Origin of the sequence: Nocardia stercoris (assembly GCF_003696265.1) — a bacterium.
In the GTDB taxonomy this organism is placed as follows: domain Bacteria; phylum Actinomycetota; class Actinomycetes; order Mycobacteriales; family Mycobacteriaceae; genus Nocardia; species Nocardia stercoris.
Window position 1 is genome coordinate 15,867 of sequence record NZ_RFFH01000029.1, and the last position, 24,149, is coordinate 40,015.

Consider the following 24,149-nt stretch of genomic DNA (forward strand, 5'->3'; position numbering starts at 1 on the left):
GAACCCGTTGCCACCGGGTGGCAACGGGTTCGTTTCGTTCGGGCCGGAACCTACTTCTTGCGTTCCCGCTTCTCCCGCACGCGCACCGACACCCGCACCGGCGAACCGTCGAAACCGAACTCCTCCCGTAGCTTTCGCTCCAGGAACCGGCGGTACCCGGCCTCCAGGAAGCCGGTGGTGAACAGCACGAAGGTCGGTGGCCGGGTGCTGGCCTGGGTGGCGAACAGCACCCGGGGCAGCTTGCCGCCACGCATCGGCGGCGGCGTGGCCGCCATGATCTCCTTGAGCCAATTGTTCAGCGCACCAGTGGAAATGCGCTTGTCCCAGGACTCGAGCGCCGTCTCCATGGCGGGCACCAGCTTCTGCACGGCGCGGCCGGTGTGCGCGGAGATGTTGACCCGCTTGGCCCACTGCACCTGCACCATCTCGCGCTCGATCTCGCGCTCGAGCTGCTCGCGGCGGTCCTCGTCGACCAGATCCCACTTGTTGTAGGCGATCACGAGGGCCCGGCCGGCGTCCGCGGCCATCGAGATGACCCGCAGGTCCTGCTCGGTGACCGGCTCCGACGCGTCGATCAGCATGACCGCCACCTCGGCCGACTCCAGCGCCGACTTGGTGCGCAGCGAGGCGTAGAACTCGGTGCCGCCCGCCTGCGACACCTTGCGCCGCAGACCGGCGGTGTCGACGAAACGCCACGTCTTGCCGCCCAATTCGACCAGCGAGTCGACCGGGTCGACCGTGGTGCCGGCGACATCGTGCACGACCGAGCGTTCCTCGCCGGTGAGCTTGTTCATCAGGCTCGACTTGCCGACGTTCGGCTTGCCGATCAGCGCCACGCGGCGCGGACCGCCGGTACCGCCGAGGGTTTCGCGCGGCGTGTCGGGCAGCGACTCCAGCACCAGGTCGAGCAGATCACCGGTGCCGCGGCCGTGGGTGGCCGACACCATCTTCGGCTCACCGAGACCCAGCGACCACAGCGACGCAGCCTCCGCCTCCAGCTTCTCGCTGTCGACCTTGTTGGCCACCAGGATCACCGGGGTCTTGGCGCGGCGCAGGGTCCGGGCCACGACCTCGTCGGTCGAGGTGGCGCCGACGGTGGCGTCCACGACCAGCACGATCGCGTCCGCGGTCTGCATGGCCTGCTCGGCCTGCCGGGCCACCGACTGCTGCAGGCCCTTCGCGTCGGGTTCCCAGCCGCCGGTGTCCTGCACCCAGAACTTGCGGCCGGCCCACTGCGCCTCGTACGAGATGCGGTCCCGGGTCACGCCCGGGATGTCCTCGACCACGGCCTCGCGGCGGCCCAGAATGCGGTTCACCAGTGTCGATTTGCCGACGTTCGGCCGTCCCACGACGGCCAGGGTCGGCATGGGCACGTGCTCCTGGTCCAGTTCGCCCTCGTGATCGGCGAATTCCCAATCGGATTCGTCGGTCCAGACGCCGTCCCCGGGCAGGGTGTCCTGCGTCACCGGTTACCTCCTGCCGAAATGTGTTCCGCCACCACCCGATACAGCTCGTCGATGGTCTGTTCCATGGTCAGTTCGCTGGTGTCGACCAGAATCGCGTCCGCGGCCGGCCGCAGCGGCGACACCGCGCGCGTCGAGTCGAGGGTGTCGCGACGCTGCACATCGGCCAGCACGGCCTCGTAGTCGTCGCCCCGGCCCTCGGCGATGTTCTGCTGATTGCGCCGCTGCGCCCGGGCCTGCGCCGAGGCGGTCAGGTAGATCTTGGCGTCGGCGTCGACGAGCACGACGGTCCCGATGTCCCTGCCCTCCACCACGATTCGGCCCGCGGCCGTGGTCATCTCGCGCTGCAACGCCACCAGCTGTTCGCGCACCTCGGGCACCGCCGAGACCGCCGATACCGCGCGGGTGACCGCATTGCCGCGGATCTCCGCCGAGACGTCCTCGCCGTCGAGGGCGATCAGTTCGCGGGCCGGGTCGGTGCCGATGGTCAGCGGCAGATCCTTCACCGCGATCGCGATGGCCACCGGATCACCGAGGTCCACACCGGACCGCAGCGCCCGCAGCGTCGCGACCCGGTACATGGCGCCGGTGTCGAGGTAGCGAGCCTCGAGTCGTTGCGCCAGCCGCCGCGACACGCTCGACTTCCCGGTGCCCGACGGACCGTCCATCGCCACGACCAGCTCGCCGGAGAACAGCCGGGGATCCACGTCGTCCGCCACGCCGATACCTCCTGCCGACCGCTGACCGTCGAGCATCTGTCCACCTTTCACAACGACACCGCCTGGTAAAGCTTTCCGATTTCGTCGCGGCCGAGCACCCGCAGGGTGCCGGGCCGCTGGTCGCCGAGCGCGACCGGTCCGATGTTGGTGCGCACGAGCGCGATGACCGGGTGACCGACCGCGGCCAGCAACCGGCGCACGATGTGCTTGCGGCCCTCGTGCAGCACGACCTTCACCAGCGATTTGCCGGCGCCCAGCTCGAGCACCTGGAAGTCGTCGACCGACGCCGGACCGTCGTCTAGTTCCACGCCGGCCTTGAGCCGCTTGCCGATGCCGCGGTGCACCTCACCGTCGACCTCGGCCAGATAGGTCTTGGAGACCTGGAAGGAGGGATGCATGAGCCGGTGCGCGAGGTCGCCGTCGTTGGTGAGCAGCAGCAGGCCCTCGGTGTCGGCGTCGAGCCGCCCGACGTGGAACAGCCGCTGCCCGGCCATCACCCGCTCGGCGACCAGATCGCCCACGCAGGGCCGGTTCAGCTCGTCGGACATGGTCGACTGCCAGCCCTTGGGCTTGTTGAGCGCCAGATAGACCTGCTCCTCACGGACCACCACCCGGACGCCGTCGACCCGCACGATCGCGGTGTCGGCATCGACGCGCAGACCCTGCTCGCGCACGATCTCGCCGTTGACCTCGACGCGGCCCTGCTCGATCAGTTCCTCGGCGACCCGGCGCGAGGCGACACCCGCCTTGGCCAGCACCTTCTGCAGCCGCTCACCCTCACCGGCGGGCAGCCGCTTGGGCCCCTCGCCCTCGATGTGCTGGTGCTGGGCCGGCTTGGCGAAGCTGACGATGATCGGCTCTTCTTTTTTCCGCTGCGGGCGGGGCTTGCGATCCGGGGCCGGACGCGGATGCAGGGGACGACCCGGCCCGATGCCGGACTGCCGGGAACCGGCACCGGTTCCCGCCCGGCTGGCGGGCGCGCCGCTGCGACCCGAGGTGAAGTTGGAACCGCGATCGCCCGAGGCGTACCCGGCGTCGCGACCGTAACCGGAATCACGACCGCCACGACCGTAACCCGAGTCCCGCCCGGCGGAACCGCCGCGGCTGTAACCGGAATCACCGCGGCCACCACCGGAATTCCCGCGTCCGTAGCCCGAGTCGCCCCGGCCGCCGTCCGCACGCCCGTAACCGTCGCCACGACCACCACCCGTGCGCCCGTACCCGGAGTCGCCGCGGCTACCGCCCGCGCGCCCGTAACCCGAGTCGCCCCGGCTACCGCCGCTCCCCCGTCCGTACCCCGAGTCCCCGCGGTTACCGGAGTATCCGCGTCCCGAGTCGCGACCGCTGTCTCCACGGCCGTAGCCGGAGCCCCCGCGGTCGCTGCCGGTTCCCCGGCCTCCGGCGCGCCCGGCGCCGGTGTTCCCGGTGCGGCCGGATCCGCCGCCGGTGCGTCCCGAGCCGCCGCGTGGCGGCTCGCCCTGACGTTTCCTACGATCCGGTGTGCCATCTCGGCGAGCGGGTGTATTCACGTGGTCCTGTCAATTCAATCGTCGGTGCCGAGGTCGATATCGGCCGCGGCAGGTTTCCTGAGCCGGGTGAACCGGGGGTCGGTCTCCAGGCTCTCGTTGATCTCGTCGATCAAGTCGACGCCCGGAAGCAACGGCGCCAGGGGCGGAAGTTCCGCCAGTGACGCGAGCCCGATCCGCTCGAGGAACAGCTCGGTGGTGACATACCGAGTGCCGTTGGTCTCCGGATCGGCGCCTGCTTCGGCGATCAATCCGCGGGCCACCAGGGTGCGGATGACACCGTCGACATTGACCCCTCGTACCGCACTCACCCGTGCTCGCGTAACCGGTTGACGATAGGCGATGACCGCCAGGGTTTCCAAAGCGGCCCGGGTGAGCTTGGACCGGGATCCGTCGAGCAACATGCGCTCGACCTGAGGTGCGTACTCGCTTCGAGTGTAGAACCGCCAGCCGTCGCCGGCATTGCGCAGGTCGATGCCGCTGCGCCGGGCGGTCAGCTCGGCCGACATCCGGCGCAGTGTCCGATCCACCCGCTCGGGGCTGTCGTCGAGCGCGGCGGCCAGCAATTCCGCCGGTGCGGGGCTGTCCACCACCAGCAGCATGGCCTCGAGGGCCGCGTGGAACTCGTCGTCGCCGAGCGCTTCGGTGATCTCGGCCACCTCGCCGGATGCGGCGCGGTCGGGGGCCGGTTCGCCGCCGGCGGTTTCGTCGTCGCCGAACAGGGTGTCGTTGCCGCCGGTGGCCATCATCCGTAGTCCTCGTCGATGTCGGGGGTCGTGACCGGCCGGTCGCCGGTGGGTTCACCGATCCAGCTGACCGCCAGCGGGCCCAGCGGATCGGACTGGTCGAACTCGATGGTCTTACCCCGGTACAGCTCGAGCAGGGCCAGGAACCGGGCGACGATCTCGATCGGCCGCTCGCAGTCGGCGCACAACTGCTGGAAGGTGGTCCAGGCGCCGATACCGGCGTTGCGCAGCATCTCCATGACCAGGGTGGCCTGTTCGGCGATGGAGATGGCGTGGGCGTGGATGTGATCGAGGCCGACCTTCGGGACCGGGCGCGGGGTGAACGCGGTCGCCGCGATATCGGCGAAGCGGGCCGCGTCCACGCCGAGGGTCACCTCGGGCAAAAGGTCCAGATAGCGCTCCTCGAGCGACACCGCGCGCGGGTACCGCCGCAGCGCGGCCTGTTCCAGCTCCCCCAGCAGCTCGGCCACCTGTTTGAAGGCCCGGTACTGCAGCAGCCGCGCGAACAGCAGGTCGCGGGCGTCGAGCAGTTCCAGGTCCTCCTCGTCGCTGACCTCGCCGGCGGGCAGCAGCCGGGCGGCCTTGAGGTCAAGCAGTGTGGCGGCGACCAGCAGGAATTCCGTCGTCTGGTCGAGCACCTTGTCCGCCCGCAGCCCCGGATCGGCGTCCAGGGCCGCGGTCAAAGCCTTGGTGTGTGCGATGAACTCGTCTGTCACCTGGGCCAGCGCCACCTCCGTCACGTCGAGGCGGCGCTGGCTGATCAGTTGCAACAGCAGGTCGAACGGTCCCTCGAAATTACTCAAACGCAGGTGGAACGTGCCGGTGCGCTCTGGAGTCTCCTCCGTCACCGGCCCGACCGGTGGATGACTTCCCGTGCCATAGCCCGATATGCTTCCGCACCACCGGATTTCGGCGCCCAGGTGGTGATCGGCTCACCGGCCACACTGGCGTCGGGGAAACGAACGGTCCGGTTGATCACGGTGTCGTACACCAGGTCACCGAATACTTCGACCACACGGGCCATCACCTGACGCGAGTGGAGGAGTCGAGCGTCGAACATGGTGCCCACGATGCCCGACAGGACCAGGCGCCGGTTCAGCCGGTCGCGCACCTTGTCCACGGTGTCGGTGAGCAGCGCCAGGCCGCGCAGCGAGAAGTACTCGCATTCCATGGGAATGATGACGCCGTCGGCGCAGGCGAGCGCGTTGACGGTGAGCAGACCCAGCGACGGCTGGCAGTCGATGAGCACGTAGTCGTACTGGCCGAGCAGCGGCGCCAGCGCCCGGCCCAGGGTGTGCTCGCGGCCGACCTCGTTGACCAGCTGGATCTCGGCGGCGGACAGGTCGATGTTGCTGGGCAGCAGGTCCAGGCCGTCGATCTTGGTGTTCAGCAACACATCCGACGGGGCGGCGCGACCGCCGACCAGCAGGTTGTGCACGGTCAGCTCCAGATCGTGGTGCGCCACACCGAGTCCGGCGGACAGCGCGCCCTGGGGATCCAGGTCGACCAGCAGTACCCGGCGGCCGTATTCGGCCAGCGCGGCACCGAGATTGATCGTGGTCGTCGTCTTTCCGACGCCACCCTTCTGATTGCACATGGCCACGATGAGAGCTTCGTCTGCGGGGACTACCGGCGGCGGCGCAGGAATAACACGCAGCGGTCGTCCCGTGGGGCCGATCTCAACGCCGTCCGACACGATGTCCTTCGCCTCCCACAGGTCTCGGGCCGCTCGCTCGATGCGAGGGGCCGATCTGGTCGAAAGCGGTTCGGCCTCATTCCCGACCGGCGGCTGCGCCGCATCGGATGTGGTCATACCGCTGCTCCTTCACATACCAACCCACTGCCCCACCGAGACGCTGCGAGGCGAGAAAAGCCCGGACAGCGCGGCGTACTCGCTGTCCGTCTCGCTGTAGACGCTACCGCTTGCAGGTACCGGACCTGCGATCGGACACGCTCCTTACCGTGCGCGAGGATGGGCTGTCGCCCAGACCTCGTGCAGGGTGTTGACCGTGACCAGAGTGTAGATCTGTGTGGTGGTCACCGAGGCGTGCCCGAGGAGTTCCTGCACAACTCGCACGTCGGCACCCCCGTCGAGCAGGTGGGTGGCGAACGAATGACGAAGTGTGTGAGGCGAAACCGCGGCCCGGATGCCCGCGCGCGCGGCCGCGTCGGCCAGCACCTGCCACGCGCTCTGCCGCGACAGCCGGCCGCCGCGCGCGTTGAGGAACAGGGCCGCGGTGCCGGTTCCGCGCTGTGTCAACGCCGGACGCCCGCGCACGAGATAGGCGTCCAATGCGGCGAGCGCCGGCCGGCCGACCGGAACCATCCGCTGTTTGCCGCCCTTGCCGCGCAACAGCACCGAGCGGTCGGTGGTGTCGATGTCGTCCACGTCGAGGCCGATCGCCTCCGAAATGCGTGCGCCGGTGGAATAGAGCAGTTCGAGTAGTGCGCGGTCCCGCAGTCCGCGCGGACCGCCGTCCGCCGCGCCGGCCCCGCCGGCAGCGGTCAGCAACTGTGAGATCTGTTCGTAGGGAAGAGCTTTGGGCAACCGGCGGCTCGGCGTCGGCGGTTTCACGCCGTGCGCCACATCGCCCTCGGTGAATCCCTCGGCCGCGGCGAACCGGTGCAGGCCGCGCACCGCGACCAGGGCACGCGCCGCCGAACTCGCCGCCAGTGCCGGACGATGTTCGTCGCCTTCCCGCAGTGCCACCGCGTAATCGGCGATATCCCCCTCGGTCACGCCGGCCAGCGCGTCGATCGCGCGCTCCGCCAAGAACTCTCGATACCGGTGCAGGTCCCGGCGATACGCGCCCAGCGTGTTGCGCGCGGCGCCCCGCTCGACGGCGAGGTGGTCGAGGTAGGCCGCGATCTCCCGGGACAGGGCCCCCACGGCCACAATCCGACTCGCCCCTGGATCGCTCACGCACACATCATGGCACTCGCACGCCGCAACGGGCCGTCCGAAACACCCGAATGCGGGGTGGGCACCCGGGAACCGTCGTGGCGGAATCGCCTGCGCCGGGCCGGGTCGGGTCGCTACCGCCGCCGAACCGGATCAGTCCCCGGCGGACTCGCCGGTCCGGCCCGCCTTGCGATTCAGGAACGCGGTGGGCATGCCGGGCCAGGGGGCGTCCGCCGCGCGAGGGGTGATGCCCTCGGTCCGGATCGCGGCCAGCGCCAGCACACCGGCGACGGCGGTGGCGTTGGTGATCTCACCGGCCAGTGCCGCACGGACCGCGTCCGGCACCGGCATGCGCACGATCCGCAGGTCGGCCTCCTCCAATTCCGGCTCGGGCCGGTCGGTTTCGTAGAGGCCGGTGGCCAGGTAGACCCGCAGAGCCTCGTCGGTGAAGCCCGGCGACAGCGCGACGTCCACCAGCACCGCCCATTCGCGGGCCGCGAGCCCGGTCTCCTCGGCGAGTTCACGCTGCGCCGCCGCGAGCGGATCCTCCCCGAGTTCGTCGAGCAGGCCGGCGGGCAGTTCGAGCAGCCGCCGCCCCACCGGGTGCCGGTACTGGTCGATCAGCACCAGCTCACCGGCGTCGTCGATGGCGGCCACCGCGACCGCGCCGTGGTGCTCGATCACCTCGCGCTCGGCGACCTTCCCGCCGGGCATCACGACCTGATCCAGCCGCAACGCCACGATCGCACCGGAATACACCACTTCGCTACCGACGGTGTCGAACACGTGCGTTCCCGGCGCGGGCTGCTCATCACTCACGAGAGTCACCCTACGCCGTACCGCCGCGACGTCCGCTGCCCCTTTCCGGCCGTCCCGCTGCCACTTCCGCAGCGGGACACCACCTCACCGGAACAGGAACGCGGTGACACTGTCGCTCTGCCGGTACTTCAGGTATTTGGCGGCCAGGTCCGGGTCGACGCCCGACGTGGCGGTCACCTCGGTGATCACCAGGAAGTTCTTCTGGCTGCCGTCCCGCCACTTTCCGGTGGCCCAGTCGGAGATCTCACCGTCGGCGGGCCAGTGCAGGTCGTCGTCCTCGAACTGGCCGTCCTGGGACGCCGCCGAGGCCGACGATTCGTCGGACATGGTCAATACCAGCTGGCTGAGCATGAGCGCGCCGCCCTCGGCTTTCCAGGTCAACCGGGAGGCGGACTTGCAACCCAGCCCGGTCATCTTGCCCGCCTTCTCGATCGGCGAGCAGCTGGGGAAGTCCTCGCCCTTCACCCAACTCGCGGTCAGCGCGACGTCACCGAGCTTGAAGTTCCAGTCCTTGCCGAATTCGGTGTAGCTGAACTTGTTCGCCGTCGACGGGTTGGTGGTCGGCGCCGAACTGCGCGTGGTGGTGGTCGTGGACGACGACGTGGTCGTCGCCGCCGCCGACGACGAACTGGACGCCGCCGCATCGTTGTTGCTGTCGTGCGAACTCGCCGCGTACACGGCGATGCCGCCGATCACCAGCAGTGCCACCACACCGAGCGCCAGGCCCACGATCAGGCCCGTCCGGGACTTCTTCGGCGGCACAGGGTATCCGGGCCCGTAACCCGGATACCCGGGCTGCTGTGGATATCCCGGCTGGGCGAAGCCCTGCTGCGGCGGGTAACCCGGTTGCGCCGGATATCCCGGCTGCTGCGGGTATCCGGGCTGCGACTGCGGCGGCACCTGCTGCCCCCAGGCGTCGACCGGCTGGGCCGGCTGCGCCTGCTGCCCGGTCCAGCCCTGGTCGGCGGGCTGACCGGGCCAGGCGACGTGCTGGGTCGGCTCGGCCGCGGGCTGGGAGGCCTGGTTCCACCAGGCCGTCACATTGTCCTGCGGTTCCGGCTGCGGTTCGCCGCTCGGCGAACCCGCGCCGGACGGCGGCTCAGGTGGATACGTCATCTGCTCACCTCTTCTGGCGGCGCACCGAACCCCTCACGATGCGGCTGTCGTCCCTGCCAGACTAGAGGTAACGACCGACATCGGGCCGTCCTGGTATCCGAGCGTGATCTTCCCCGGACGACTCCGGGCCGCCCGCGACGGTGCGGACGGCCCGGAACTGCGACGACGACGAGACTCAGACGTCGATCTGTTCCGGCGACTGGTCGCCGGCGACCGCGTCACCCGGCAGGTCGACCGGAAGACGTTCGGCCGCTTTGTATTTCAGCGCCGCCTGGACCAGGCCCGCGAACAGCGGGTGCGGGCGGGTGGGCCGGCTCTTCAGCTCCGGGTGCGCCTGCGTGGCCACGAAGAACGGGTGCACGTCGGCGGGCAGCTCGACGAATTCGACCAGGTGGCCGTCCGGCGAGGTGCCGCTGAACCGCAGGCCGCTCTTGGCGATCCGGTCCCGGTAGGCGTTGTTCACCTCGTAGCGGTGCCGGTGCCGCTCGGAAACCTCGGTGGCGCCGTAGGTCTGGGCCACGACCGAACCCTTGCTCAACACCGCCGGGTAGGCGCCCAGCCGCATGGTGCCGCCCAGGTCGGCCTCACCGGCCACGATCTGCTCCTGGTCGGCCATGGTCGAGATCACCGGATGCAAGGTGTCGGGCTCGAATTCGGCCGAGTTGGCGTCGGTCAGGCCGACCGACCGAGCGGCCTCGATCACCACGCACTGCAGGCCCAGGCACAGGCCGAGCAGCGGGATGCCACGGGTGCGGGCGAACCGGATGGCTCCGACCTTGCCCTCGATCCCGCGGATACCGAACCCGCCGGGGATCAGGATCGCGTCGACATCGCTGAGGTGCTCGGCGGCACCGGCCTCGGTCTCGCATTCGTCGGACTGCACCCAGCGCACGTTCACCTTGGCGTGCGCGGCGAAACCGCCCGCGCGCAGTGCCTCGGTGACCGACAGGTAGGCGTCGGGCAGGTCGACGTACTTGCCGACCAGCGCGATGGTGACCTGCTCGCGCGGGTTGTGCACCCGGCCGAGCAGATCGCCCCACACGGTCCAGTCCACATCGCGGAACGGCAGGCCCAGGCGGCGGACCACGTAGGCGTCCAGGCCCTCGCGGTGCAGCACCTTCGGGATGTCGTAGATCGAGGGGGCGTCCGGGGTGGAGATGCAGGCGTCGACGTCGACGTCGCACATGAGCGCGATCTTGTTCTTCAGCGGCTGCGGCACCTCGCGGTCGCAGCGCAGGATCAGCGCGTCGGGCTGGATACCGATGTTGCGCAGCGCCGCCACCGAGTGCTGGGTCGGCTTGGTCTTGAGCTCGCCCGAGGGCGCCAGGTACGGGACCAGCGACACGTGCAGGAAGAACACGTTGTCACGGCCGACGTCGTGGCGGATCTGGCGCGCCGCCTCCAGGAACGGCTGCGATTCGATGTCGCCGACCGTGCCACCGATCTCGGTGATCACCACATCGGGAACCTGACCGTCGGCGTCCGGTGCGGCCATGGCCAGCACCCGGTTCTTGATCTCGTCGGTGATGTGCGGGATGACCTGCACCGTGTCACCGAGGTACTCGCCGCGCCGCTCCTTGGCGATGACGGTCGAATACACCTGTCCGGTGGTGACATTCGCGTCCTTGGAAAGGTCGCGATCGAGGAAGCGTTCGTAGTGGCCGACGTCCAGGTCGGTCTCGGCGCCGTCCTCGGTCACGAAGACCTCACCGTGCTGAAACGGGTTCATGGTGCCCGGATCGACGTTGAGGTACGGATCGAGCTTCTGCATCGTCACGCGCAGGCCGCGCGAAGTGAGCAGCTGGCCGAGGCTGGAGGCGGTTAGCCCCTTACCGAGCGACGAGGCGACGCCACCGCTGACGAAGATGTGCTTGGTGACCGTGCGCGACGGAATCCGTGATTGACCCACGGGACTTCACAGTAACACCCCGGGCCGCCCCGGCACGAATGCCACGCACCCGGACCATCCGCTGGCCGGGCCGCTACCGGACCCGCGGCCGGTAGCGAGTGACGCGGCACACGTTCCACCCTGGCTACATCACCGCAAACAGGGCGATCAGCCGGGGTCGAGGACCGCTGAACACAGCGCTGCCCCGGCCACACGCGCCGGGACAGTGCGAGGGTCGAGCTCAGTGCGGCAGGGCCGCCACCGTCAGCGCACCGGCCTTCGCGCCGGTGCCGTAGTTACCGGTCACACCGGCGAGTTGCTCGCTCAACCCGAGCGCGGTGGTGACCCGGCCGATCTCCCGGTCGACATTGTCGACGGTGGTCAGCGCGGCGGACAGCTGCGGATCCGAGCGCACCACCGCGATCGCGCCGTCGTCGGCGGCGGCGCCTTCCCGCCCGGCCAGCACCACACCGGCGCCCCGGGCGCGCAGCGCGCCGGCGAACCGGGCCACGATCGAACCCTGGCCGCTCTCATCGGCTTTCGCGGCCGGCCCGGTGATCACGACGGCCAGCTGCGCGGGCTGTATGTCACCGGTGGTGGTCAGGAAACCGCCGCCGCGCAGCGTGTCCAGGATGAGCCCGCGTTCCTGACCGGTCGCGCGCGGCTGCCCGTTGGCGGGGTCGTTCAGCAACGACAGCCCCAGCAGATCACCGGCGATACTGCCCTGGTCGACCGCGCTGGTGGACAACTGAGCGCCGGCGGGAATCATGTTCGTGACCGCCGTGCGCAGCCGGTCGCCCTCACCGGAGTCGAGGAACGGCGCGGCCAGCGCGATCCGCCCGGTCACCGCCGCACCGGCGGTGGTCAGGTCCTTTGAGACGGCCTCGACGTCGGCGGCCTCGGCGTCGGGGGTGCTGAACACCAGCACACTGTGCTCGGCCAGCGTGCCGCCCAGAATGCGGCCGGCCGAATGGGCGATGAAGCTGTCGCCCGCGTCCGATTGCGCCGACAGGCTCGCGTTCTGCGCGGTCAGGCGGTCGATCGTGGCCTGCTGGGCGCGGTCGTTGCGCAGCGACGACAACAGTCCGGCGCCGAACGAGTGCGCACCGAGAACGAGCCCGATGGCCAGCGCCAGGAAGATGGCGGCGATCGAGACGGCGTGCTGGCGTAGTGAGATCACAAGTGCCCCTATCCTTCTCGGTTGAGGGCCTGGTGGAACCGGGCCAAAACGTGGTGACCGGAGGTGACCGCCCAGTCCAGCAGGTCGCCGCCGGTGCTGGTCGCGACCAGCGCGGCGACCATGGCGATCAGCGCCGCCAGGACCACCAGCGCCAGCGCCCAGCCGGCCGTCCGGTTGCGGTACAGCAGCGCCACGGCCGCGGCGTCGATCAGCTTCGGACTGGTCTTGAGCCGGGTCAGGAACGTCGCCGGGCTGGATTCGAGCCGACCGCGGTCGAAGAAGTCGTCCAGCGAGATCGCCGCGCCGACCGTGACGATGAGCTCGGCACCGTTGTGGTCGGCCAGCAGCAGCGCCAGGTCCGACGGGGAACCCGAGGACGGGAAGGTGGTGGCGCCGATCCCCAGATCCTGGATCCGCTCCAGGCCCTTGGCGTGCCCGTCGGTGTCGGCCGGCAGGATCACCTCGGCACCGCACTTGAGCGTGGCGGCGGTGATCTCGTCGGGGTCGCCCACGATCAGATCGGGCTCGTATCCGCAGCGCCGCACGGTATCCGCGCCGCGGCCCACCCCCACCACGATCGGGATGTGTTCGCGCAGATAGGGCTTGAGTCGCTTGAGGTGCGGCAGGGTCTCCGGTCCGTCGGCCACGATCAGCACGTGCCGGCCACGCATCGACAGTTCCAGCTCCGGGATGCCGATGCCGTCGATCAGCTGCGCGCTCTCGGTCCGGATGTATTCCAGCGTATTTCCGGCGAACGCGGCCAGATGGTCGGCGATCCCGTTGCGAGCCTCCGTCATTCGCTCGGCGACCACGTCGGCGGTCAGCTCGATGCCCTCGACCAGCGCGTCGGGCTCCTTCTTGGTGATCCGGTCGGCGTACACCACGCCGCCGCACACCCGCACCTTCGCGCCGTCCTTGATCCGCGCGAAGACGTCGGAGGACATCACGTCGATGAGCACGATCCCGTTCGCCACCAGCACATCCGGGCCCAGGTTGGGGTAGCGCCCCGAGACCGACGGCGAGGCGTTGATCACCGCGACCACGCCGGCTTCGACGAGCCGGTCGGCGGTGGCCCGATCCAGGTCGAGTTCGTCGAGGACCGCGATCTCACCGGGTCCGATTCTCTTCAGCAACCGCCGAGTATTGCGGTCCACCCGCGCCGTTCCGGTCGATCCGGGCAACGCGTCGGCGTTCTTGGACAGCAGGGCCGGCATCCTCATGGGCTCCGATAATCGTCGGAAACCCACGACCAGCGGTGGAGGCGCGCCGACGGTTATAGGCAAAGCGAATAGTGCGGCCGGAGCGGACGATCGGGGGTGATATTCCCGAACAGGATCCACCCACCGAACCGATAGGCTGCTGCCACTACAGAACAGGAGTCCCACACATGGTCAGTACGACTGTCGACACCCTCATCCGCGCACCGCGCGAACAGGTCTACAAGCTCTTCGTCGAACGTGACGCCCTCAGCGGCCGGCTGCCGATCGACATCACGCTGCTCACCCCGGGCGCGCCGGAGCCGTCGGGTGTCGGCGCGGTGTACCAGCTCGGCAAGTTCGGTCTCGGCGCCAAGGAGCAGACCACCGAACTCGTGCCGAACGAGCGGATGGAATACAAGGTCGTCGGCGGCCTGCCGGTGCGCAACCACGTCGGCACCGTCACCTTCACCGACGCGCCCGAGGGCACGCTGGTGTCCTACCGGATGGTGTCGGAGCCGAGCCTGCCCGCGCCCGCGTTCGCCGTGCAGGCGCTGCTGCGCACCCTGATCAAGCAGTTCCTCAGCGCCGCCAAGAAGGCCGTGTAACACCGGAATTCGCCCGGCGCCGCGATCCCGGCCCACCACCTGTCCGTAGCTGTGGGCCGGGCCGGTTCACGCGGAGCGGTCCTCGCCCTCGTCCTTCTCGGCGCGGGCGGTCGCCAGCAGTTCCTCGGCATGGGCGCGGCCGGTCTCGGTGTCGTCGAGGCCGGCCAGCATCCGCGCCAGTTCCCGCACCCGTTCGGCGCTGGTCAGCGCTCGCACGCCACTGTCGACGCCCTTGCCGTCGTCCACCTTCGACACCACCAGATGGGTGTCGGCGAAGGCGGCCACCTGCGGCAGGTGGGTCACCACGATCACCTGATGGGTGCGCGCCAACCGAGCCAGCCGGCGCCCGATCTCGACCGCCGCGCGGCCGCCGACACCGGCGTCGACCTCGTCGAACACCATGGTGGTGCCGTGTTCGGAACTGGCCAGCACCACTTCCAGTGCCAGCATCACCCGCGACAGCTCACCGCCGGACGCGCTGCGGCTCAACGGCAATGCCTGCGCGCCGGAGTGCGCGGCGAGCCGGAATTCCACGTCGTCGGTGCCCGACGAGCCCGCGTGCAGGTCGGCGCCGTCGATGGTGATCGGCGCGGAATCCCGTTCACCGGCGACCAGCGGCCGCACCACGACCTCGAGTTTCGCGCGGCCCATGGCCAGCCCGCTCAGCTCCGAACTCACCGCCGCCGCAAGCTTTTTCGCCGCCTTGGTGCGGGCCGCGGTCAGTTTCTTCGCCGTCTCCCGGACCTGCACGGCGGCGGTCTCGACCTCGGCGGCCAGCGCCGCCAGCGCCTCGTCGGACACGTCCAGCGACGCCATCCGGTCCCGGGCCTCCTGCGCCCAGGCCCGCACCCCGTCGATATCGGCGGCGTATTTGCGGGTCAGCGTCTTGAGCTCCGCCTGCCGGTTCAGCAGCGTGTCCAGCGCGCCCGGGTCGGCGGGCAGCTCCGAGAGATAGCCGCTGAGTTCGGTTGTGAGATCGACCACGACCGCGATGGCGTCGTTCAGCCGCGGTACCAGTCCGCTCAGCGCCGGGTCGTCGGTCGCCTCCAGGCGGGCGCGGGCGGTACCCAGCGCGTCCAATGCGCCTGCGGCACTGCCGTATCCGTCGGCACCACCGGCGAGCGCGTCGTGCGCGCCGGTGGCGGCCTCGCGCAACGAGTCCAGGTCCGACAACCGCCGCACCTCGGCCACGATCCGTTCGTCCTCACCGGGTTCCGGTGCGATGGCGTCGATCTCGTCGAGGGCGTGCCGCAGCCGGTCCGCCTCGAGCGCCAATTCCCTGCTGTGCGCGGTCCGTTCGAGCAGCTCGTTGCGGGCGCGCAGCCAGCCCTCGCGAGCCAGCCGGTAGCGGCGCAGCACCCCGGCGATCGCGTCGCCGGCGAACTGGTCCAGCGCGCGCAACTGCTGGTCCGGGCGCTGCAACCGCAGCTGGTCGTTCTGGCCGTGCACGGTCAGGATCGGCGCCGCGAATTCGCCCAGGACCGCGGCCGGTACGCTGCGCCCGCCCAGATGGGCCCGCGAGCGCCCGTCGCTGCCCACGGTCCGGACCGCGATCACGCTGCCGTCCTCGTCGAGCTGCGCGCCCGCCGATTCCAGCACCTTCGCGGTCTCGTCGCGGGCGGCGTCGTGCGCGCCGTCGACGGTGAAGATGCCCTCCACCACCGCGCGCGCCGCGCCCTGCCGCACCCGGCCGGCGTCCGCGCGCGCACCACTGAGCAGGTGCAGGCTGGTGACCACCATGGTCTTGCCGGCGCCGGTCTCACCGGTCAGGCAGGTCAGCCCCGCATCGAATTGCGCTGCGGCACTGGAAATGACGCCCAGGCCGTCAATCCTGATCTCTGTCAGCATTCGAACTCTCCGTTCGGCGTCGCCCTCGCCAGCCGGTCACGGGCAACTGGAATTTGCGCACCATCCGGTCCGCGAAAGGCGCGGAATCCAACCGCACCCAGTGCACCGGTTCGGTGCCGCGGACCGCCTCGAACCGGGCCCCGCGCGGCAACGCGAGCGTCCGGCGGCCGTCGAGGAACACGATCGCGTCGGGACCCCCGGACACCGTCTCCACCGCGATCCGGGAGTGCGGGCTGGTCACCAGCGGCCGGGCGAACAGGGCGTGCGCGTTGCTCGGAATGACCAGCAGCGCTTCCAGTTCCGGCCACACCACCGGCCCGCCGGCGGAGAACGCGTAGGCGGTGGACCCGGTCGGGGTGGAGACCAGCACACCGTCGCAACCGAACTGCGACACCGGGCGGCCGTCCACCTCGAGCACCACCTCCAGCACGCCCATCCGGACCGCGTTCTCGATACTCGCCTCGTTCAGCGCCCAGCCGCGCCCGACCACCGCGTCGTCGACCCGGACGCTGACGTCGATGGTCATGCGGTGTTCGATGCGGTAGTCGCCCCGAACCACTTGCGCCAGTGCGTCGTCGAGATGTTCGGCTTCGGCCTCGGTGAGGAATCCGATGCTGCCCAGGTTGATTCCCAGCACCGGCACCCGCGCCGGCCGGGCCACCTCCGCGGCCCGCAGGAAGGTGCCGTCACCGCCGAGGGCGAGCACCATCTCGCAGCCGATCGCGGCCGCCTCACCGTGCTCGACCACGCGCACCGGCAGACCGTCGGCGGCGCCGTGCGGATCCAGGCGCGTGCAGTCGGCCTCGTCGGCCAGCACCCGCAGCCCGATCCCGGCCGCTTCGAAGATCTTCGCCACCTGTCGGGCGGTCTCGGTCAGTTCCGGCCGGCGCGGATGCGCGACCAGCAGGATCTCCCGCGACAGCGTTGGCCTGCCGCTCACTGTGGTCCCTCCTCGACCGCGCGCTGTACCAGAGCGGCCACATCGGCCGCCGGCTCCTCGGCCGCGTCGGCCCGGGGATCGGACTTACGCAGCCACAGAAAGTATTCGACATTGCCCGACGGCCCGGGCAGCGGGCTGGCGACCACGCCCCGGGTCTGCAGACCGTGGGTGGCGGCGGTCGCCGCGACCGCGCACACCACCTCGGCGCGCAGCGCCGGATCCCGCACCACGCCACCGGAACCCACGCGATCCTTGCCGACCTCGAACTGCGGCTTGACCATCGGCAGCAGGTCCGCGCCCGGCGCACAGCAGGCCGCGAGCGCCGGCAACACCAGGCCGAGCGAGATGAACGACAGGTCGGCCACCACGAGATCGACTGTGCCACCGATGAGTTCGGGGGTCAGGGCGCGCACGTTCGTGCGGTCGTGCACCCGGACCCGGTCGTCGGATTGCAGCCGCCAGATCAGTTGCCCGTAGCCCACATCCGCGGCCACGACCTCCCGCGCGCCACGCGCGAGCAGCACGTCGGTGAACCCGCCGGTGGACGCCCCGGCGTCCAGGCACCGTTTGCCGGCGACGGACACGCCGAGCGGTTCGAAGGCGGCCAGCGCGCCCAGCAGTTTGTGCGCCCCGCGCGAGGCCCATTGCACCTCGTCGGGCTCGTCGCGCACCAGCAGCGGGGTGCCCGCCTCGACCGCGGTGGCCGGCTTGGAGGCCACCGATCCGTTGATCAGGACGCGACCGGCCGTGATCAGCTCGGTCGCGTGTTCGCGCGATCGGGCCATTCCGCGGCGAACCAGTTCGGCGTCCACCCGTGCTCGCTTGGCCACCTCAGATCTTGTCCACCGTGGCCAGAGCGTGCACGAGGACGTCGTGCGCCTGCTCGAGGATCTTCGCCTTGCGGGTGATGTCGACTCCCGCGCGGGCACTGTCGGTTTCGGCGGTCGAGCCCTGGGTCCAGTGGACGTCGCGCTCCGGCGCCGCCACGGCCTTCAGTTCCGCGAGCAGCGCGCCGACTTCCGCGCGCACCTGCGCCGGGTCGGCGAACTCCGCGGGATTCACCCCGCCGGTGTGCGGGCCCGGCAGCGGCGGACGGGGCCCCGGCGCGGGCGGTCGCTGTGGCATCGGAGTACTCATCGTGACGCCCACGGTACCGGAGTCCGGATTCGAACACACGTACCGTTCGGCAGGTGAGCGCCCGCGCGCACCCCGATACCGCGCGGTGTGGTGGCGTGGATTACAGGACGACCACCGAACGCAATACCGCGCCGCGATGCATGGACTCGAACGCCTCCTCGACCTCCTGCAGGGCGATCCGCTCGGAGACGAACCGCTCCAACGGGAGCCGGCCCTGCCGGTAGAGGTCGATCAGGACCGGGAAGTCCCGCTCGGGCAGGCAGTCGCCGTACCAGGAGGACTTCAGCGCGCCGCCGTGCGAGAAGAAGTCCAGCAGCGGCATCTCCAGCTTCATGTCCGGGGTCGGGACGCCGACCAGGACCACGGTTCCGGCCAGATCCCGCAGGTAGAAGGCCTGTTTCCAGGTCTCGGGGCGGCCAACCGCGTCGATCGCGACGTCGACGCCGAAACCGCCGGTCAGGTCCTGCACCGCGGTGACCACGTCGTCCACCTCGGTGGCGTCGATGGTGTGGGTGGCGCCGAGTTCGCGCGCCCATTCCAGCTTCTGCTTGTCGCGGTCGATCGCGACGATGGTGTGCGCGCCGACCAGCCGGGCGCCGGCGATGGCGGCGTCACCGACTCCGCCGCAACCGATCACGGCCACCGAGTCGGTGCGGTCGACGCCGCCGGTGTTGATCGCGGCACCGAGCCCGGCCATCACGCCGCAGCCGAGCAGACCGGCCACCGCGGGGTCGGTGCCCGGCTCGACCTTGGTGCACTGGCCCTGGTGGACCAGGGTCTTGTCCGCGAAGGCGCCGATGCCCAGGGCCGGGGTGAGCTCGGTGCCGTCGGTGAGGGTCATCTTCTGGGTGGCGTTGTAGGTGTCGAAGCAGTACTGCGGACGGCCACGCTTGCAGGCCCGGCACTTTCCGCACACCGCACGCCAGTTCAGGACCACGAAATCGCCCGGGGCGACCAGGTCGACGCCCTCGCCGACGCTCTCCACCACACCGGCGGCCTCGTGGCCGAGCAGGAACGGGAAGTCGTCGTTGATGCCGCCCTCGCGGTAGGTGAGGTCGGTGTGGCAGACCCCGCACGCCTGGACCGCCACGACTACCTCGCCCGGGCCGGGATCGGGGATCACGATGTCGACGAGCTCGACCGGCGCTCCCTTCGATCGGGCGATGACACCGCGGACCTGCTGCGACATGCGTACTCCTTCGGGCGACGACGGAACGACCTCGACCCTACTGCGCCCGGGTCGGACCATCGGCAATTCGACTACTGTCCGGACAGTAGTCTAGGCGATTTCCGGTGTCCCCTGGCACGGTCCGCCGCGGTGCCCGATCCAGCGCGAATCTCGTTGGCCCCCAGAGCCGGACCGGTAGGCGACGGCACCCGCGCTGCGGCAGGATGGGCGCGGTGGAAGTATGTATCGTCACCGAACCACAGCAGGGCGCCGACTACGACACGCTGCTCGGGATCGCCCAGACCGCCGAGGATCTCGGGTTCGACGGCTTCTTCCGCTCCGACCACTACCTGGCCATGGACGCCGTCGACGGGCTACCCGGGCCGACCGACGCCTGGATCACCCTCGCGGGCCTGGCCCGGGAGACCTCCCGCATCCGACTGGGCACCCTGGTCTCGGCCGCCACCTTCCGGTTGCCCGGACCGCTGGCCATCGCCGTGGCCCAGGTGGACCGCATGTCCGGCGGCCGCGTCGAACTCGGCCTCGGCACCGGCTGGTTCGCCGAGGAACACGCCGCCTACGGAATCCCGTTCCCGCCCAACCGGTTCGACCACTTCGAGGAACAGCTGGCGATCATCACCGGCCTCTGGGACACCCCGATCGGCCGGACCTTCGACTTCGACGGCGTCCATTACCGGCTCACCGACTCCCCCGCGCTGCCCAAACCGGTCCAGGATCCACTGCCGATCATCGTCGGCGGCCAGGGTCCGCACCGCACGCCGTGGCTGGCGGCTCGCTACGCGACCGAATTCAACATGCCGTACTCGTCGCTCAGCAACAGTGCGCGGCAGTTCGACCGGGTGCGCGCGGCGGCCCGGACGGCCGGGCGCGCCCTGGGCTCGCTGACCTTCTCCAACGCGCTGGTGACCTGCGTCGCCACCGACCGAGGCGAGGTGGCCCGGCAGGCCGCGCTCATGGGATTCGACCCGGCCGAACTGCAGACCACCGGCCTGACCGGCTCACCCGCCGAGGTGGTCGACCGGATCGGGCGGTACGCCGAGCTGGGCAGCAGCCGGGTGTACCTGCTGGTCGCCGAGCCGGAACGGCACGTGACCATGGAACTGATCGCGGACCGGGTGCTGCCGCAGCTCGGCTGACAGCTACCCCTCGGAGAGCAGCAGCACACCCGCGCTGAGCCAGTGCTGGACCGGCGCCTGGAAGCAGTTCTCGGTCGGATAGCTCAGATCGGGAACCGACTGGATAAACGAAACATAGTGGTAGGGCCGACATCGCCCTCGAGGCGATTCTCCCCGCCCAGCGCGAGGTAGCCGCCGGGACCCGTCACATCGATCGCCCCGCCGTCCGTGGCCGGCAGGCTCAGCGTGAGCGAGCCCTCCCCGCCGTCGGAGAGGCAGGTACCGGTTCCGGCGAGTCCGGGCCGCGAACCGCTCACGACGTCGGCACTGAAGGTGCCGAGCCGGGTGGAATCGAGTTGCCGGTCCCCGAGGTGGCCGGTGCACGAGATCGGCAACCCCTCGTCATGGATGTGCTGCTGGGACGGCGCCAGGCCGATCCCCGGCGGATACGCCATCTCGTGGCCCGCGAGGACACAGACCGCGCCGGGCAGGGATTCGGCGGTGGCCGGGCCCGGCGCTGTCCGCGCGACACCGGTCGCGACCAGCAAGGTTCCGGCGGTCACAGCAGAGCGATACATGAACTCCCCCAGAAGATCGATAGGCTCCCGATCCTAAATTGGGCGACTGTCCAGTGCCGCCGGTTCGACGAGCTCGGTCCGCCGGCGCGGAACCGGCGGCGGCCGTACGGGCTCAGGGGGCCTCAGGCGCGAATCCGTACCGCCTGCCCGGGGTTGTCCCGCAGGGCGGCCGCGAGCCGGTCCACGAGATCCGGGTCGTCGGCCGGAAGTTCCTGTGCCACCGGACGATTGAGCGCGTCCAGGGTGTCCGCGATGTAGGTGGGCTGGCGGTCGGCGGGCCGCTTGCGCAAATCGTCGAGGGTGCTCACGCCGGTGAGGACCATGAGGACCGGCAGGCCGGCGGTGTGCGCGCCGTCGATGTCGGTGTCGAGGCGGTCGCCGACCACCAGGGCAGACCGGGTGCCGGCACGGTCCAGCGCGTCCAGCATGATCGGCGCGAAGGGCTTGCCCGCGACGATCGGCTCGGAGTCGGTGGCGGTGCGCACGGCCGCGACCATGGAACCGTTGCCGGGGGCGAGGCCGCGCTCGGTCGGCAGCGTCGCGTCGGTGTTTGCGGCCACCCACAGCGCACCGGACCGGATCGCATAGGCCGCCTCGGCCAGGTCCGGCCACGCCGTGTACGGCGAGTGGCCCTGCACGACCGCCGCCGGGACGGCGCCGTCGAACCGGCGGACCGGCCGCAGCCCGACCAGCTCCACCTCGGCCACCAGATCGTCGGTGCCCACCACGAGGACCGTGGCGCCCGCCGGCACCCGGCTCGCCAGCAGGTGCGCCGCCGCCTGCGCACTGGTCACGACCTCGGATGCGGTTGCGGCATAACCCAGTTCGACCAGGTGCTCAGCGACGGCGTCCGCCGACCGGCTGGCGTTGTTGGTCACGTAAATCAGCGCCTGGTCCGCCGCGGCCAGCGCCGCGGGACCGCCGGGTACCACCTCGTGCCCCCGGTAGAGCGTGCCGTCCAGATCCAGCAGCAGTACTTCGAACTCACTCCGCAGCGCAGTCACATCAGCCACAGTCCACCCACTCCGCCGATCTCCGCCGCGACACCCGCCCGGCGCTTGCCCTCCCAGGGTACGGACTCCGGTCGATCGGCTGGTCCACGGACCGGCGGGAGCGCCGGCGGGCTCCCCGTTCGAGCCCGCCGGCACACGGAGAGCGTTGTCCCGCAGGAGCTCTCGTCGGGGCTACTTGCGGACAGGCAGCTTCCAGCCCGGCCGCGGGTAGTGGCAGGTGTAGCCGCTGGGATAGCGGACCAGGTAGTCCTGGTGCTCGGGTTCGGCCTCCCAGAACGGGACCGCCGGACTCACAGCCGTCACGACCTTGCCCGGCCACAGGCCCGACGCGTCGACATCGGCGATGGTGTCCAAGGCGACCCGATGCTGCTCCTCGTCGGTGTAGAAGATCTCCGAGCGATAGCTGGTGCCGATATCGTTGCCCTGCCGGTCCTTGGTGGTCGGGTCGTGGATCTGGAAGAAGAACTCCAGCAACGCCCGATAGTCGGTGACCGCCGGGTCGTAGACGATCTCGACGGCCTCGGCGTGGCCCGGGTGGTTGCGGTAGGTGGGGTGCTCGTTGCGCCCGCCGGTGTAGCCGACCCGGGTGGCGAGCACGCCGGGCTGCCGCCGAATCAGATCCTGCATGCCCCAGAAGCACCCACCGGCCAGAATCGCGGTCCGTGTGTCGGTCACACTGTCCTCCTTCGCGCGGAAAGTCCGCTCCCGACGGTAGTCCTCCGGAGCCGCGGCGTCGACGAGCGGCCGGTAGAGTGCCACAAACCGACATCGCGTCCGGAGGGTGTGCATGACAGGCGGCAACGGCGAGACCGGGCCGAGGTCCGCACCGGTCACGATCGCCGAGGAACGGGTCCGCCGCAACGCGGTCGCCGCGGCCGCCATCACCCGCGCGGTCGGGTCCATGCCGGCCCTGTATCTGGTGTTGATCCTGTGCGGTGGCTGGATGGCGCTGTCCACCTGGGGTCCGGTCCGCGGCTTCGACGGGTTCCCGTTCCCCTTCCTGATGTTCCTGAACAATGTGGCGCAGCTGGTGTTGTGCCTGGTCATCCTGGTCGGCCAGCGGGTGCTCAGCGCCGCCGCCGACCGCCGCGCGATCCAGACCTACGAGAACGCGGAGGCGATCTTCGCCCAGGTCGCCGACCTGCAGGCGCATCTGGACCACCACGACCGGGCGCTGAGCCGCGGCCTGAGCCTGCTGGAGTCCAGTCCGCACCCGTGGATCGAACAGCATCGGGTACAGCCGCCGCCGCAGGCCGCCGACCAGGCCGTCACCCGCAACGACCGGATCGCCTCCTGGCTGACCCGCAAGCTCGGCAGCGTGTGGGCGTTCTATCTGGCCGGTATCACGCAGCTCTTGTGGATCGCGCTGGCGCAGTTGGGAATCCAGCGCTTCGATCCGTACCCGTTCGCCTTCATGTGCTTCCTGTCGACCCTGGCGCAGCTGATCTTCATGATCATCATCATGGTCGGCCAGGATGTCGGGGCCCGGGCCGCCGACCGGCGGTCCGAACAGACCTACTTCGACGCCGAAGCGGTGCTGCACGAATGCCGTCGCATGAAGGACCGGCTGATCGCACAGGACCGGGTCATCGACAGCCTCACCGGGTACATCACCGAGCAGGTGACCGAACAGCTCGCGCACGCGGTGCACGAGACCAACGAGCGACTCGACCACCAGGCCAGGGCGCACGCCGTCATGACCACCGGCCGGGTTCCCGCGGACGCCGCGGTGCTGCGGGAGTGGCACGAGCTGCCCGCGCACCGGCAGGCGGCCTACCGGCTCCGGGCCCGCCGGATCGGCGAGAACCTCGCGGCCATCGGCTGTTTCATGGTTCCCGCGTTCGACACCGACCTCGAGGTGGCCCTGTCCGACGACGAGGTGCACGCGCTGGCCCGGCTCGAATACGAGCACTGGATGGCGGAACGAATCACCGCCCGGGCCACCGACGCACCGGACGGGCCTGACGACGCCGTGCCCCTGCCGTGGTCCGACCTGCCCGACGCGGCCCGCATCCGCCACCTGCAGGCGGCCCGCCGGACGCCGATCATCGTGCAGCGCGCGAGATTCCAGGTCCTGCGCGGAACACCCGACGAACCCGCGGACCTCGAGACGGGCGGCTGACGGCACCTCGCATGTTTCGGGCCCGCACCGAAATGCGGGCCCGA

Annotated in this window: 23 protein-coding genes; 3 read left to right on the forward strand and 20 right to left on the reverse strand. The window is 70.2% G+C overall.

Going from position 1 to position 24,149, the window contains the following annotated elements; translation table 11 throughout:
• Positions 1-50: 50 nt before the first annotated feature.
• The 12 genes from der to steA all read right to left on the reverse strand — a co-directional run bounded on the left by der (position 51) and on the right by steA (position 13,579).
• Positions 51-1,466 carry a ribosome biogenesis GTPase Der gene (gene der, locus EBN03_RS32490; RefSeq protein ID WP_122192008.1) on the reverse strand — a complete coding sequence of 472 codons (1,416 nt, stop codon included), beginning with the start codon at positions 1,464-1,466 and terminating at the stop codon, positions 51-53.
• Positions 1,463-2,131 carry a (d)CMP kinase gene (cmk, locus tag EBN03_RS32495; RefSeq protein WP_407671286.1) on the reverse strand — a complete coding sequence of 223 codons (669 nt, stop codon included), beginning with the start codon at positions 2,129-2,131 and terminating at the stop codon, positions 1,463-1,465. Before cmk ends, der begins: the two co-directional genes overlap by 4 nt.
• A gap of 98 nt (positions 2,132-2,229) precedes the next feature.
• The gene (locus EBN03_RS35385) at positions 2,230-3,711 is read right to left on the reverse strand and encodes a pseudouridine synthase (RefSeq protein ID WP_233608795.1); all 1,482 of its coding nucleotides are present in this window, start codon (positions 3,709-3,711) and stop codon (positions 2,230-2,232) included.
• A 14-nt stretch (positions 3,712-3,725) separates the two neighbouring features.
• Entirely contained in the window at positions 3,726-4,457 is a 732-nt protein-coding gene (gene scpB / locus EBN03_RS32505) for an SMC-Scp complex subunit ScpB (protein ID WP_407671285.1), read from the reverse strand.
• Complete coding sequence (locus EBN03_RS32510) at positions 4,454-5,302, reverse strand: segregation and condensation protein A (protein WP_233608796.1); 849 nt, start codon at positions 5,300-5,302, stop codon at positions 4,454-4,456. Before EBN03_RS32510 ends, scpB begins: the two co-directional genes overlap by 4 nt.
• On the reverse strand, positions 5,299-6,267 hold the full coding sequence (locus EBN03_RS32515; protein WP_199743073.1) for a ParA family protein: 969 nt from the start codon (positions 6,265-6,267) through the stop codon (positions 5,299-5,301). Before EBN03_RS32515 ends, EBN03_RS32510 begins: the two co-directional genes overlap by 4 nt.
• Before the next feature lie 144 nt (positions 6,268-6,411).
• The gene (gene xerD, locus EBN03_RS32520; protein ID WP_233608797.1) at positions 6,412-7,344 is read right to left on the reverse strand and encodes a site-specific tyrosine recombinase XerD; all 933 of its coding nucleotides are present in this window, start codon (positions 7,342-7,344) and stop codon (positions 6,412-6,414) included.
• Positions 7,345-7,509: 165 nt separating this feature from the next.
• Positions 7,510-8,175 (reverse strand): NUDIX domain-containing protein, encoded by a 666-nt coding sequence (locus EBN03_RS32525; protein ID WP_122192011.1) that lies wholly within the window; start codon positions 8,173-8,175, stop codon positions 7,510-7,512.
• Positions 8,176-8,259: 84 nt separating this feature from the next.
• On the reverse strand, positions 8,260-9,291 hold the full coding sequence (locus tag EBN03_RS32530; protein ID WP_122192012.1) for a hypothetical protein: 1,032 nt from the start codon (positions 9,289-9,291) through the stop codon (positions 8,260-8,262).
• A gap of 175 nt (positions 9,292-9,466) precedes the next feature.
• Positions 9,467-11,200, reverse strand: coding sequence for a CTP synthase (locus tag EBN03_RS32535; protein WP_122192013.1), 1,734 nt, complete (start codon positions 11,198-11,200; stop codon positions 9,467-9,469).
• A gap of 220 nt (positions 11,201-11,420) precedes the next feature.
• The gene (locus tag EBN03_RS32540) at positions 11,421-12,359 is read right to left on the reverse strand and encodes a copper transporter (protein ID WP_122192014.1); all 939 of its coding nucleotides are present in this window, start codon (positions 12,357-12,359) and stop codon (positions 11,421-11,423) included.
• An 8-nt stretch (positions 12,360-12,367) separates the two neighbouring features.
• On the reverse strand, positions 12,368-13,579 hold the full coding sequence (gene steA / locus EBN03_RS32545) for a putative cytokinetic ring protein SteA (RefSeq protein ID WP_122192015.1): 1,212 nt from the start codon (positions 13,577-13,579) through the stop codon (positions 12,368-12,370).
• Positions 13,580-13,746: 167 nt separating this feature from the next.
• Here steA and EBN03_RS32550 point away from each other — a divergent pair, with 167 nt between their 5' ends.
• Positions 13,747-14,163 (forward strand): SRPBCC family protein, encoded by a 417-nt coding sequence (locus EBN03_RS32550; protein WP_122192016.1) that lies wholly within the window; start codon positions 13,747-13,749, stop codon positions 14,161-14,163.
• Between the two features lie 66 nt (positions 14,164-14,229).
• Here the strand turns inward: EBN03_RS32550 and recN are convergent, their stop codons facing one another.
• From recN to EBN03_RS32575, 5 genes are all read right to left on the reverse strand, one after another.
• On the reverse strand, positions 14,230-16,011 hold the full coding sequence (gene recN, locus EBN03_RS32555; protein ID WP_122192017.1) for a DNA repair protein RecN: 1,782 nt from the start codon (positions 16,009-16,011) through the stop codon (positions 14,230-14,232).
• Complete coding sequence (locus EBN03_RS32560; RefSeq protein WP_122192018.1) at positions 15,989-16,951, reverse strand: NAD kinase; 963 nt, start codon at positions 16,949-16,951, stop codon at positions 15,989-15,991. Before EBN03_RS32560 ends, recN begins: the two co-directional genes overlap by 23 nt.
• Entirely contained in the window at positions 16,948-17,781 is an 834-nt protein-coding gene (locus EBN03_RS32565; RefSeq protein ID WP_122192019.1) for a TlyA family RNA methyltransferase, read from the reverse strand. The genes EBN03_RS32560 and EBN03_RS32565 overlap by 4 nt, the downstream gene beginning before the upstream one ends.
• A gap of 1 nt (position 17,782) precedes the next feature.
• The gene (locus EBN03_RS32570) at positions 17,783-18,088 is read right to left on the reverse strand and encodes a hypothetical protein (RefSeq protein ID WP_199743074.1); all 306 of its coding nucleotides are present in this window, start codon (positions 18,086-18,088) and stop codon (positions 17,783-17,785) included.
• A 100-nt stretch (positions 18,089-18,188) separates the two neighbouring features.
• The gene (locus tag EBN03_RS32575) at positions 18,189-19,277 is read right to left on the reverse strand and encodes an S-(hydroxymethyl)mycothiol dehydrogenase (RefSeq protein ID WP_122192020.1); all 1,089 of its coding nucleotides are present in this window, start codon (positions 19,275-19,277) and stop codon (positions 18,189-18,191) included.
• Between the two features lie 212 nt (positions 19,278-19,489).
• Between EBN03_RS32575 and EBN03_RS32580 the strand changes: the two genes are divergently transcribed.
• The gene (locus EBN03_RS32580; protein WP_122192034.1) at positions 19,490-20,413 is read left to right on the forward strand and encodes an LLM class F420-dependent oxidoreductase; all 924 of its coding nucleotides are present in this window, start codon (positions 19,490-19,492) and stop codon (positions 20,411-20,413) included.
• 83 nt (positions 20,414-20,496) lie between these two features.
• Here EBN03_RS32580 and EBN03_RS32585 read toward each other — a convergent pair whose 3' ends face one another.
• The 3 genes from EBN03_RS32585 to msrA form a co-directional block, all read right to left on the reverse strand.
• On the reverse strand, positions 20,497-20,955 hold the full coding sequence (locus EBN03_RS32585; RefSeq protein WP_122192021.1) for a hypothetical protein: 459 nt from the start codon (positions 20,953-20,955) through the stop codon (positions 20,497-20,499).
• Positions 20,956-21,092: 137 nt separating this feature from the next.
• Positions 21,093-21,974 (reverse strand): HAD-IIA family hydrolase, encoded by an 882-nt coding sequence (locus EBN03_RS32590; RefSeq protein WP_122192022.1) that lies wholly within the window; start codon positions 21,972-21,974, stop codon positions 21,093-21,095.
• Between the two features lie 180 nt (positions 21,975-22,154).
• Positions 22,155-22,610, reverse strand: a complete 456-nt coding sequence (gene msrA, locus EBN03_RS32595; protein WP_407671287.1) for a peptide-methionine (S)-S-oxide reductase MsrA — start codon at positions 22,608-22,610, stop codon at positions 22,155-22,157.
• A 160-nt stretch (positions 22,611-22,770) separates the two neighbouring features.
• Here msrA and EBN03_RS32600 point away from each other — a divergent pair, with 160 nt between their 5' ends.
• On the forward strand, positions 22,771-24,105 hold the full coding sequence (locus EBN03_RS32600; protein WP_122192023.1) for a DUF1003 domain-containing protein: 1,335 nt from the start codon (positions 22,771-22,773) through the stop codon (positions 24,103-24,105).
• Positions 24,106-24,149: the final 44 nt, after the last annotated feature.